The following is an 11,722-nucleotide window of genomic DNA, read 5'->3' as shown; positions in this document are numbered from 1 at the left end:
GAGCGATCATGATCGTGGTGACGGGCGCTACGGGCAATGTCGGGCAGCCGCTCGTGCGGGCGCTGGCCGAGGCGGGCGAGCGGGTGACGGCGGTCTCGCGCGGGGCAGCGGCGCCGGACATTCCGACGGGAGTGCGGCACGTCCGGGCCGACCTGAGCGATCCGGGGAGCCTCAAGCCAGCGCTGGACGGGGCCGAGGCGCTCTTCCTGCTGACGTCGGGCGACTTCCTGTCGGCCGGTGGCAGCGTCGGTGACGTCCTCGACGTCGCACGGGCGGGCGGGATCCGCCGGGTCGTCCTGCTGTCCTCCCAGGGCGTGGTCACGGGACGCCATCCCTCGGCCCTGGAGGACACCGTCACCCGCTCGGACCTGGAGTGGACGCTGCTGCGACCGGGAGGTTTTCACTCCAACACGCTCGCCTGGGCCGAGACGGTCCGCACGCAACGGACGATCTCCGCGCCGTTCGGCGATGTCGCGCTGCCGACCGTCGATCCGCACGACATCGCCGAGGTGGCCGCGGTGGCGTTGCGGGACTCCGGCCATGTCGGCAGGGCCTACGAGCTGACCGGTCCGGCGCCGGTCTCACCTCGGCAGCAGGCGTCCGCGATCGGTGACGCGCTGGGTGAACCGGTGCGGTTCGTCGAGCAGACCCGTCAGGAGGCCAGGGCGCAGATGCTGCGCTTCATGCCCGAGCCGGTGGTGGAGGGCACCCTTGACATCCTGGGCGCACCGAAGGCCGCCGAGCAGCGGGTGAGCCCGGACGTCGAGCGGGTCCTCGGCCGCTCGGCCCGTACGTTCGCGCAGTGGGCGGAGCGGAACGTCGCGGCGTTCGGGTGACGGTTCGGTGCGGTCCCGGCGGTTGCGTGGATCCTGATGCTTCAGAAACCCCCGCCGAAGTCCCCTCCCCCGCCGAAGTCGCCGCCCCCGCCGTCCCCGAAGCCGCCGCCGAAGTCGCCGGGGTCGAAGTCGGCGCCGGAGACGTCCCCGCCGTCGTAACCGCCGCCGAAGTCGCCGTATCCGGAGCCGTAGTCGGAGGCGTACGAGGGGCTGGACATCATGCTGCCGAGCATCGTGCCGACGAGCAGGCCGGGCAGCAGGCCGCCGCCGAAGTAGCCGCCCGCCCAGGGGCCGTACGCCGGGCCCGCGTCCCAGTACGGGCGGCGGCCGTAGTCGGTGTCGACCTCGCGGACCGCCGGGTCGGCGCCGTCGGCGAGGCGGGCCCGGTCCGCCGCGCAGACCGGGACCTCGCGGGGAGCGCCGCCGGCGGGCGTCCAGGTGGCGTCGGCGACGGACGGGCCGTGCCGCGGGTCGAAGAAGCAGGGCGCACGGCGCTCGGGGAGCGGGCGGCCCTCGCGGCGGGCGGCGAGCATCGCCAGTGAGAAGCGGCCGTCCTCCAAGGACTCCGTGACCGGGCGTACGTCCTCGGGGCGACGGGCCGCGGCCATGGAGGACTTCGCCTGCTCGTAGGCGTCCAGCGCGCGTTCGTAGTCCGCGCGCATCGCGTCGTCCGCACCCGCCTCCGCGGGGTGGAAGTCGAGCCGGTCGAGTTCCTCGCCGAAGGCCGTGATGTCCTCGTCCACGACCACGCGGAGTCTGTCGAGTGCCGCCTGTTGCTCCTCGTCCTTGCGGCGGCGGTTACGGCGCACAAGCGTGTACGCGCCCGCGCCGCCCGCCACGACCACCGCGCCGACCGTGATCAGCGCGCCCGTGGAGACACCGCCGCTGCCCGAGCCGCCGCCGCTCCAACTCGCGGGCGCCGAGCCGCTGATGTTGGTGAGCGCGCGGTCGGTGAAATCGTTCAGCTGGGCCTTCGCGCCCTCGCCCTGGACGCTGCTGACGAGATTGCCCACCGCGGTGCGCGGCATCACCGAGGAGTCGGCCCGCGCGTCGAAACGGTCGCCGAGCCTGATGGCGTACAGGCCGGTGATGCCGGTGGAGGTGCGCAGGTTCTGGAAGAGGTTCTGGGTGGGGAAGCCGGCGGGCAGGACGGCGACGAAGAGGGGCTTGTCCGCCTTTTCGATCTTCTTGGCGAGGGAGGCGGCGTCCGTCGCGGAGAGCTGGGCGGAGGCGGCCGGGTCCACGTAGACCGGGCTCTTGCGTAGCGCTGCCGCGACGGTGCCTACGTCGGTTGACGCGTGGGCGCTGGGCGCCGGTGACAGGACCGCCAGGGCGGCGAGTGTCAGGGCGACCAGGAGGCCGGGGAGCCCTCGGGCGCGTGCGGGCTTCATGTCTTCGAAGCTACCTGAAGGTGGGTGAAACCGGGCATCGGAGCCGGTGGGAGGCGGGGCGGGGCGGAGAGCGTTTTCGCCCCCCCCGCCCCGCCCGCCCCTGCCCGCCCAACGTGGGGCTCCGCCCCAGGCCCGCTCCTCAACCGCCGGAGGGGCTGATTCTTAGCCCGTCCGGCGTTTGAGGACGAGCGCGGAGCGCTCGCAGCGGGGGTCTGGGGGCGGAGCCCCCAGGTACGGGACGGGCAGGGGCGGAGGGGGCGAAGAAACCCCTCACCCAGCCCCGTACGCCTCCCTCAGCTTCGCCACCGCGCCGGCGTAACGGCCCGTCAGGAGGAGATGGTCGGCGTCGGCGAAGGGCTTCGCGGTCGCCGCCGTGATCGACGAGCCGATCCTCTGCTGGACCAGAAGGCGGGCCTTCGTCACGGCCGTGCGGGCGATCTCGTCCGCGCCGGACTTCTCCGCCGCCCCGGCCACGAGGGCGAGGGCCCTCAGGGCCGCCGTGCCGCCGGACGGTACCTTCGTCAGGGTCGTCAGGCCCCAGCCGTAGGGGAACTGCGGATCGTAGGCCGTGTCACCGACGTTGATCGGCAGCTGGGACTCCGACCTGGGCCAGGTGACGGGGAGTTGGCCGGTGAAGGGCCGCTTCCCATACAGCACGTCCGCGACGCCGTCGCCCTCTGTACCGGGCAGCCAGGAGGCCACGAGCGCGTCGATGTCACCGAGGCGGTCGCCGATGAGTTGCGGGCGGCCGGAGACGATCAGTACGGCGCACTTCATGGCCGCGCACACCTTGTCGACGGCGGCCTTGTCCGCCGCGGTCAGCTCCAGGTCGTTGCCGTTGCCGACGTCACCGACGCCCTCGGCGTACGGGCTCTCGCCGACGACGACCACGCCGACGTCGTAACCGCTGGTGGGCGCCGAGGCGTCCTTCGAGTAGGTGACGTCACCGCCGGCGCGTCGCATCCCGTCCAGGATCGTCGTGCCGTCCGTGATGTGGCCCGACGAACCCTGCCAGGTGATCGTCCAGCCACCCGTCTGGTTGCCGATGTCGTCGGCGTTCGAACCGGCGACGTACACCTTCTGCGACTTCTTCAGTGGCAGCACGGCGTCCGCGTTCTTCAGCAGGACCTGGGATTCGGCCGCCGCCTGGCGGGCCACCGCCCGGTGCGCGGGCGAACCGATCCCCGACGCGCCGCTGGTGTCCGCGTACGGCTTCTCGAAGAGGCCCAGCTTGAACTTCTGCGTGAGGATGCGCGATACAGCGTCGTCCACGCGCTTCTCGCTGACGCGGCCCGCCTTCACCTCGTCGATGAGTGTGGTGCGGAAGTCCTTGTACGCGTACGGGACCATGATCATGTCGAGGCCCGCGTTGACGGACGTACGGACGTCGGAGGCGTAGTCGCCGGGGATCTGGTCGATGGCCGCCCAGTCGCTGATGACGAAGCCGTCGAAGCCCATGCGGTCCTTGAGCACGCCGTTGATCATGTCGGCGCGGGCGTGCATCTTCACCGGGCCCTGTCCGTCACCGAGGATGTCGAGCGAGGAGTAGGACGGCATGACCGAGCCGATGCCGCGGTCCACCGCCGTCTGGTACGGGGAGAGGTGGATCGCTTCCAGCTGCTGCCGGGTGACCTTCGTGACGCCCTGGTCGATGGTGTACGAGCCCGTCGTGGACGAGCCGTACTCCGTACCGCCGTCGCCGGCGAAGTGCTTGGCGGTGGCCAGCACCTTGTCGTTGTCCTTCAAGTCCTTGCCGTTGGCGGCGCCTTGCAGGCCCTGGATGATCGTCTCCATGGACTTGACGAGGGCAGGGTCCTCACCGAAGGACTCGTAGGAGCGGCCCCAGCGTTCGTCGCGGGTCACGCACAGGCAGGGCGCGAAGTCCCACGGGATGCCGGTGGCGCGGACCTCCGAGGCCGTCACCGCGCCCGTCCTCTCGGCGAGTTGGGGATCGCGGGTCGCGCCGATGCCGATGTTGTGCGGCATGATCGTCGAGCCGGTGAGGTTGTTGTGGCCGTGCACCGCGTCCACGCCGTAGATCAGCGGGATCTGGAACCGTGTTGCCTGTGCCCGGAGTTGGAAGGCGTCGATCATCTTCGCCCATGCCCCGGGGGTGTTGGGCGTCGGCGTCGAGCCGCCTCCCGACAGCAGTGAGCCGAGGTCGTACGTCGCGATGTCGCCCTGGGCGGTGAGCGCGCCGCGCTCGGCCTGGGTCATCTGCCCGGCCTTCTCCTCCAGGGACATCCGGGACACCAGGTCGGCGACCCGCTTCTTCACGGGCAACTTCGCATCCAGGTACGGGAGTCCGTGCGCGTCGATGACCACCTGCGGGGTCTCGGCGGGAGCCTTCGCACCGGTGACCGTGAGCTTGAGGGGGATCGTCTCGGCGGACTCCGCGGCCTTGTCCTTCAGAGCGGTCACCTGGATCGTGCGCGAGGTGCCGGACGCCGTACCCGCCGGGAAGGTGATCTCGCCCTTGACCGGGGTGTAGTCCTTGCCGGGCTCGGCGGTGCCGCCCGCGCTCTCGTACGCGACGGTCACCGGCTCGTCGATCGGGGCGGAGCCGGTCGTGGCGACGGAGAGCTTCACGTCGGCCGTGCCGCCCTCCTTCACCGTGTGGACGGCCGAGTCGGTGGTGACGGAGGCCCGCAGGGACTGGTCCGCCTTGCCGTACAACTCGACGTCGTCCATGGCGAACTGGCCCTTGACGCCGACCGGGAGCGTGAGGGCGTACCCCCACATCTGGGTGAGGCCGAGGACCTGGTCGATGCCGCCGACGGGCTGGTAGTCCGTGCGATAAGTGAAGTCGGTGAAGGGGATCTCGACCTGTTTCCAGCCGGTCCAGTCGTCCGTGAAGGAGGTCGTCCACAGCTCGGAGGCCTCGCCGTTCGCGCCGCCGTCCTTGATCTCGAAGCTGACTTTCTTGGCGGTGTCGCGGCCCTCCCACCAGAAGCGGATGCCCTGGTGGGCCGACCAGTCGTGGGCGGGCTCGCCGGAGGCGAAGTCATGGGTGAAGCCGCCGTAGCCGCTGATGTCGTAGTCGCCGGTGAGGACCTTCGCGCCCTCGGGGGCGTCGGACCGTGCGGTCAGGGCGAGTCGGGGCGGGTCGTCGGCGTCGCTGCCCCAGGTGAAGATGCCGTCGGCGGGCTGGTTCGCGAAGGGCACCTCGCCCTCGAAGCGGTCGACCGGGACGGGGGCGGGATCGCCGGCCGCGGCGACGGATCCGGCCGAGGCCAGCGGCAGCAGTCCGGTCAGCAAGGCGGCGGAGGCGAGCAGGGCGGTTCTTCGCATGGACCTTCCCTCGGCTCTCGTAGTTCACTTACGACTTAGATCACGCCGTGAGTTAACTGTCGGCACGCGAACCCGTCAAGGCTTCACGTCAGAACCGGTACAGACCCAAGTCGCGGCCGGATCCGGAGGGTTGTCACTTCAAAGTCTGAACGCGCAACCCCTTGACGGGTCTCCCAAGCCGTCATTTACTCACGCCGCACACGCCTCCCCACCCCCACCTCCAGAAGGGCGGCGCTCCATGAGGAGATCCACCAGATCCACGCGGTCCACCCGGGCGGTCCGGCTGATCCTCGCCGGACTGCTCACCACCGCCGGATTCACGGCGGCCACGCCCGCGCACGCGGCCGGCGAGCAGGTCACCGCCTGGCTCACCACGACGGACGACAGCGGCGGCCGTCATGTCGTGCGCGGGCTCCAAGCGCAGACGCCGTTCGCCTTCCAGTCGGGCAGCGGCGGAAGCGGCGACAACATCACCATCGACGAGAACACCCGCTACCAGACGTTCACCGGCGGCGGCGCCTCCTTCACCGACACGGCCGCCTGGCTGATGAACAGCAGCGGCGCGCTGTCGGGGGCCACCCGGGACGCCACGATGCGGAAGCTGTTCTCGCCGACGGACGGAATCGGGCTGTCGTTCCTGCGCAATCCGATGGGCGCGTCGGACCTCGCGCGGTACGGGTACACGTACGACGACGTACCCTCGGGCCAGACCGACCCGAACCTCACACAGTTCTCGATCGCCCACGACCTGGCGGATGTGGTGCCGCTGACGAAACAGGCGCTCCAGCTCAATCCCTCCCTGACGGTGATGGCCTCGCCGTGGACGGCTCCGGCCTGGATGAAGGACAGCGGGCAGCTCAACGGCGGCTGGCTGAAGTCGGAGAACTACGGGGCATACGCGTCGTACTTCGTGAAGTACCTCCAGGCCTACCGCGACCAGGGCGTGCCGGTCTCCTACGTCACCACGCAGAACGAGCCGACCTGCTGCTCGGGGTATCCGTCGATGAGCTGGAACGCGTCGGGGCTCGCCTACTTCACGAAGAGCGAACTGCTGCCGAAGCTGCAGGCGGCGGGGCTGTCCACGAAGGTCCTCGCCCACGACTGGAACTGGGACGTGTACGACTCGTACGCCGCCCAGACCGTCGACGACGCGGCGGTCCGCTCGCACCCGAACTTCGGCGGCATCGCGTGGCACGGGTACGGCGGCGATGTGACCAAGCAGACGAGCGTGCACAACCAGTACCCCGCTCTCGACGCTTTCGGCACCGAGCACTCCGGTGGCACCTGGATCGCCAACCAGCAGCGCGAGGACATGCTCAACATCGTGGACTACACCCGCAACTGGGCGAAGTCGGTGACGAAGTGGTCGCTGGCGGTGGACCAGAACATGGGGCCGCACAACGGCGGTTGCGGGACGTGCACCGGCCTGATCACGGTGCACAACGGGGACGGTGCGAGCGGGACGGTCGACTACACGGTCGAGTACTACACGATGGGGCACCTGACGAAGTTCGTACGGCCGGGGGCGCAGCGGATCGCTTCCACGGCCAGCACCTCCGTGCCGAACGTCGCGTGGCGCAACCCGGACGGATCGAAGGCGCTGATCGCGTACAACGACGCGTCGTCCGCGAAGACGGTGACCATCAACTGGGGTGGCCAGCACGCGACTTACTCGCTGCCCGGCAAGACGTCCGCCACGTTCACGTGGTCGGGCACGCAGTCCGGTGGCGGCGACCAGTCGGGGGCCTTCGTCGGGCTCGCCGGCAAGTGCCTTGATGTGGCGGGTGGTTCGAGCACCAACGGGACGGCCGTTCAGCTCTACGACTGCAACGGGTCCACGGCGCAGAGGTGGACGGTGAAGGCCGACGGCTCGGTCCAGTCCCTCGGAAAGTGCCTGGACGTCACCTCCGCGTCGACCGCCGACGGCGCGAAGGTCCAGCTCTACGACTGCAACGGTACGGGCGCACAACGCTGGTCGTACAACTCTTCGACCGGGGACGTGGTCAATACCGCTGCCAACAAGTGCCTCGACGTGGCGGACAACTCGTCCGCGAACGGGGCACGGGCGCAGATCTGGTCCTGCACGGGCGCCGCCAACCAGAAGTGGCGGCTGGGCTAGGCCCGGCCGAGGGGGCCAGGCTTCACCACAGCCGGCCTGGCCTGGCCTCGCCCGGCCAGGTCGGGGCCGACGGCCGGGCCATGAGCCTCGGCGAGTTCGAGAAACTCGCCGAGGACTCGTGCTGAGCGGCGGAGCTTACGCCGCGGGCTCCACCCCGGCCCGCAGCAGTCCGTACGTGTACGCGTCCTCCAGTGCCTGCCAGGACGCGGCGATGACGTTCTCGGCGACGCCGACCGTGGACCACTCGGCCGCGCCGTCGGACGTGGAGATGAGGACGCGGGTCACGGAGGACGTGCCGTGCTTGCCCTCGAGGATGCGGACCTTGTAGTCGACGAGCTCCAGCTTGGCGAGCTGGGGGTAGATCTTCTCCAGGGCGACGCGCAGGGCACGGTCGAGGGCGTTGACCGGACCGTTGCCCTCGGCGGTGGCGACGATCCGCTCGCCCTTGGCGAAGAGCTTGACCGTGGCCTCGTTGGCGTGGGTGCCGTCGGGGCGGTCCTCGACGATGGCCCGCCAGGACTCGACCTCGAAGTACCTGCGGGCCTTGCCCTCGGCCTCCGCGCGGAGCAGGAGTTCGAAGGACGCGTCCGCCGCCTCGAACGTGTAGCCCTTGAGTTCGCGCTCCTTGACCCGCTCGACGACCCGGCCGACCAGCTCGCGGTCGCCGCTGATGTCGATGCCGAGCTCCTTGCCCTTGAGCTCGATGGAGGCGCGGCCCGCCATGTCGGACACCAGCATCCGCATGGTGTTGCCGACCTGCTCGGGTTCGATGTGCTGGTACAGCGCCGGGTCGACCTTGATCGCGGAAGCGTGCAGGCCGCCCTTGTGGGCGAAGGCCGAGACACCGACGTACGGCTGGTGGGTGGCGGGGGTGAGGTTCACCACCTCGGCGATCGCGTGGGAGATACGGGTCATCTCGCGCAGGGCGCCCTCGGGGAGCACCTTCTTGCCGTACTTCAGTTCCAGGGCCGCCACTACCGGGAACAGGTTGGAGTTGCCGACCCGCTCGCCGTAGCCGTTCGCCGTGCACTGGACGTGGGTGGCGCCGGCGTCGACGGCGGCCAGCGTGTTGGCGACCGCGCAGCCCGTGTCGTCCTGGGCGTGGATGCCGAGCCGGGCACCGGTGTCGGCGAGGACGGTGGCCACCACGGCCTGGACCTGGGCCGGGAGCATGCCGCCGTTGGTGTCGCACAGGACGACGACGTCCGCGCCGGCCTCCGCGGCAGCGCGGACGACGGCCTTCGCGTACTCGGGGTTCGCGCGGTAGCCGTCGAAGAAGTGCTCGCAGTCGACGAAGACCCGGCGGCCCTGCGAGCGCAGGTGGGAGACGGTGTCACGGACCATCTCCAGGTTCTCGTCCAGCGTGGTGCGCAGGGCCAGCTCGACATGCCGGTCGTGGGACTTGGCGACCAGCGTGATCACCTGGGCGCCGGAGTCGAGCAGCGCCTTGACCTGCGGATCCTCGGAAGCCTTGGCGTTCGCGCGACGGGTGGAGCCGAAGGCGACGAGCGTGGCGTGCTTGAAGTCGATCTCCTGCTGGGCGCGGGCGAAGAACTCGGTGTCGCGCGGGTTGGCGCCCGGCCACCCTCCCTCGATGAAGCCCACCCCGAAGTCGTCCAGGTGCCGTGCGATGGCCAGCTTGTCCGCCACCGTGAGGTTGATGCCCTCACGCTGCGCGCCGTCGCGCAGGGTCGTGTCGAAGACGTGGAACGAATCGTCGAGTTCGCTGGTTTCCGTCATGGTCTCTGGCTCCTGATGTTGGATCTCGGTCTACCGGAATGACCGGCTCCACCGTTCCTCCATGGTCCCTCGCGCTCCCTTCCCGGCTTGGGGTGGGCCAGGAAAACGAAAAACCTCTCGCGGGTGCGAGAGGTCTGCGCGCGGGTCGAGGACGACGGTGTCCGCCCGTACGTGGTGGTACGTGGCGGTCACTGCGGACCGGCGCGCCTGCTGCCAATAATCATGGCGAACGAGAGCACGGGGGCAGTCTGGCACATACCGGCCCCATGCTCACGGGGCGTCTCAGGATGCGAACAGCGGGCTACTCCCTCCCTCGACCCAGGTGGCGTACGAACCCGTCCGCGTGCCCGTTGGTGTCACCGGACACCGCGACCTCTCCGCTGCGGCGCTCGCTCCCGTTCCCGTAAGCGCCGCGTTGGCGGCGACGAGGACGGCGGCGAGTGCGACCCGCGTGCCCGCGTACGCGATGTGTTCCCCTCGCTGATGGTCAGCGAATGTGGTCGACGAACACGTCGGAGACTCCGTCGGCGTCGCCGGGGACGAGGTTCATGGCAGTCGAGGAGGAGACCGCCCGGCCGTTGGTCAGGGACACCGTGCCCGCCGGGCCGTCCCCCCTGGGATGCAATCGCACCACGCACCTCGGGTCAATGCGCCCGATTACGTACAACCCGGACCGCTGATCAACAGTCCGCGCACGCCGGTCAGCCGAGCGAGTCGTCCAGGAACTCCCGTACGTGCGAGAGGGTCTGGCCGCGGTCGGTACCCCGCAGGCCGATCGCGACATGGATGGAGAATCCGTCGAGCAGGGCGCGCAGCCGGGCGGCGAAGCGGTCCGGGTCGACGGTGCGGAACTCGCCGCGCGACACGCCCTCGGCGAGCAGCGCCACCAGGTCCCGGTGCCATGCGCCCTCGATGGCGACCTGCCGCTCCCGGGCGTCCTCGTCGGCGTTCTGCGAGCGGTTCCAGACCTCCAGCCACAGCGTCCAGTGCGGGTCGCGGTGGCCGTCGGGGACGTACAGGTCGACGTACGCGTCGAGCCGCTCGCGGGCGGTTCCCCGCGCGGCCAGCAGTCGGCCGCGCTCGGCACCGAGGCGGCCCTCACTCCACTCCAGGGTGCGCAGCAGCAGCTCGTCCTTGGAGCGGAAGTAGTAGAGGAGATGGCCACTGCTCATGCCGACCTCGCGGCCGAGCGCCGCCATGGTGAGCTTCTCCAGACCGCGTTCGGCGATCATGTTCATGGCGGCGGCGAGTACGTCCTCCCGCGGGGGCGCGTGCTTGCGCGCACCGGCCATCGCCCGACTCCCTAGATCTTCGGCTGCTGCTGGGTGATGCAGTGAATGCCTCCCCCACCCGCAAAGATCGTACGTGCGTCCACCAGCGTCACCGTCCGCTCCGGGAACAGCCGGCGGAAGATGCCCGCCGCGATCTCGTCGCGCGGGTCGTCGAAGCCGCACAGCACCACACCGCCGTTGCAGAGGTAGTGGTTGATGTAGGAGTAGTCGGCCCAGTGGCCGTCGGCCTCCAGGGCGGTCGGGGCGGGCACCTCGACGACCTCGATACGGCGGCCCCGCGCGTCGGTCTGCGCCTTCAGCAGCCCGATGATCTCCTCGCTTACCTCGTGGTCGGGGTGCGCCGGGTCCTGCTGGGAGTGCGCGACGATCACACCGGGGCGGGCGAAGGCGGCGACGATGTCGACATGGCCCAGCGTGCCGAAGCCGTAGGGCGGATAGTCGCCGGTCAGGCCGCGCGGCAGCCAGATCGCCTTGCGGGTGCCGAGCTGGGCGTGGATCTCCGCCTCGACCTGCTCGCGGGTCCAGTCCGGATTGCGCTCGGGGCCGAGCTGCACGGTCTCCGTGAGCAGCACCGTCCCTTCGCCGTCGACGTGGATCGCTCCGCCCTCGTTGACCAGCTTGGAGGCGTACGTCTTCGCGCCCGCGAGGTCCGAGACGTACGCGCCGATCTTGGAGTCGTGCTCCCAGCGGGCCCAGTCCTGGGCGCCCCAGCCGTTGAACGTCCAGTCAACGGCGGCGAGTTCGCCGTTCGAGTTGGTGAGGAAGGTGGGGCCGATGTCGCGCATCCAGGCGTCGTCGAGTTCCCGTTCGACGGTGTCGATGCCGGGGCCGAGGAGCGCGGAGGCCTCCCGGGACTGCCCCGGACCGCACACCACCGTGACCGGTTCGAAGCGGCGCACCGCACGGGCCACCGCCGCCCACGCCGCCCGCGACTCGGCGAGGTCGTCCGGGTTGTCGAAGGTGGGGTTGGGGCCCGGCCACGCCATCCAGGTGCGCTCGTGGGGGGTCCACTCGGCGGGCATGCGGAAGCCGTCGGCGGCGGGGGTGTTCATG

The 11,722-nt window shown here is 70.3% G+C and carries 8 protein-coding genes; 2 read left to right on the top strand and 6 right to left on the bottom strand.

Annotation, left to right across the window (positions count from 1 at the left end):
• Nucleotides 1-8: 8 nt before the first annotated feature.
• Complete coding sequence (locus tag AB0D27_RS20895; RefSeq protein ID WP_362510696.1) at nt 9-836, top strand: NAD(P)H-binding protein; 828 nt, start codon at nt 9-11, stop codon at nt 834-836.
• Between the two features lie 41 nt (nt 837-877).
• Here the strand turns inward: AB0D27_RS20895 and AB0D27_RS20890 are convergent, their stop codons facing one another.
• The gene (locus AB0D27_RS20890; RefSeq protein ID WP_362510694.1) at nt 878-2,227 is read right to left on the bottom strand and encodes a hypothetical protein; all 1,350 of its coding nucleotides are present in this window, start codon (nt 2,225-2,227) and stop codon (nt 878-880) included.
• A 270-nt stretch (nt 2,228-2,497) separates the two neighbouring features.
• Entirely contained in the window at nt 2,498-5,518 is a 3,021-nt protein-coding gene (locus tag AB0D27_RS20885; protein WP_362510691.1) for a glycoside hydrolase family 3 N-terminal domain-containing protein, read from the bottom strand.
• 238 nt (nt 5,519-5,756) lie between these two features.
• Here AB0D27_RS20885 and AB0D27_RS20880 point away from each other — a divergent pair, with 238 nt between their 5' ends.
• A complete protein-coding gene (locus AB0D27_RS20880) occupies nt 5,757-7,637 on the top strand; it encodes a ricin-type beta-trefoil lectin domain protein (protein ID WP_362510689.1) in 1,881 nt (626 codons plus the stop codon).
• Between the two features lie 135 nt (nt 7,638-7,772).
• Here AB0D27_RS20880 and cimA read toward each other — a convergent pair whose 3' ends face one another.
• The 4 genes from cimA to AB0D27_RS20860 form a co-directional block, all read right to left on the bottom strand.
• Nucleotides 7,773-9,377: a citramalate synthase gene (gene cimA, locus AB0D27_RS20875; protein ID WP_362510686.1), complete on the bottom strand. Its 1,605-nt coding sequence runs from the start codon at nt 9,375-9,377 to the stop codon at nt 7,773-7,775.
• Between the two features lie 487 nt (nt 9,378-9,864).
• Complete coding sequence (locus AB0D27_RS20870; protein WP_362510683.1) at nt 9,865-10,008, bottom strand: hypothetical protein; 144 nt, start codon at nt 10,006-10,008, stop codon at nt 9,865-9,867.
• Between the two features lie 70 nt (nt 10,009-10,078).
• The gene (locus tag AB0D27_RS20865; RefSeq protein WP_362510680.1) at nt 10,079-10,669 is read right to left on the bottom strand and encodes a TetR/AcrR family transcriptional regulator; all 591 of its coding nucleotides are present in this window, start codon (nt 10,667-10,669) and stop codon (nt 10,079-10,081) included.
• 11 nt (nt 10,670-10,680) lie between these two features.
• On the bottom strand, nt 10,681-11,721 hold the full coding sequence (locus tag AB0D27_RS20860; protein ID WP_362510677.1) for an agmatine deiminase family protein: 1,041 nt from the start codon (nt 11,719-11,721) through the stop codon (nt 10,681-10,683).
• Between the last annotated feature and the right edge of the window lies 1 nt (nt 11,722).

The sequence above is a fragment of the Streptomyces sp. NPDC048415 genome (assembly GCF_040651675.1).
GTDB lineage: Bacteria > Actinomycetota > Actinomycetes > Streptomycetales > Streptomycetaceae > Streptomyces.
Note: the sequence above shows the minus strand (reverse complement) of the source record. Positions and strands in the feature narration are given on the sequence as shown.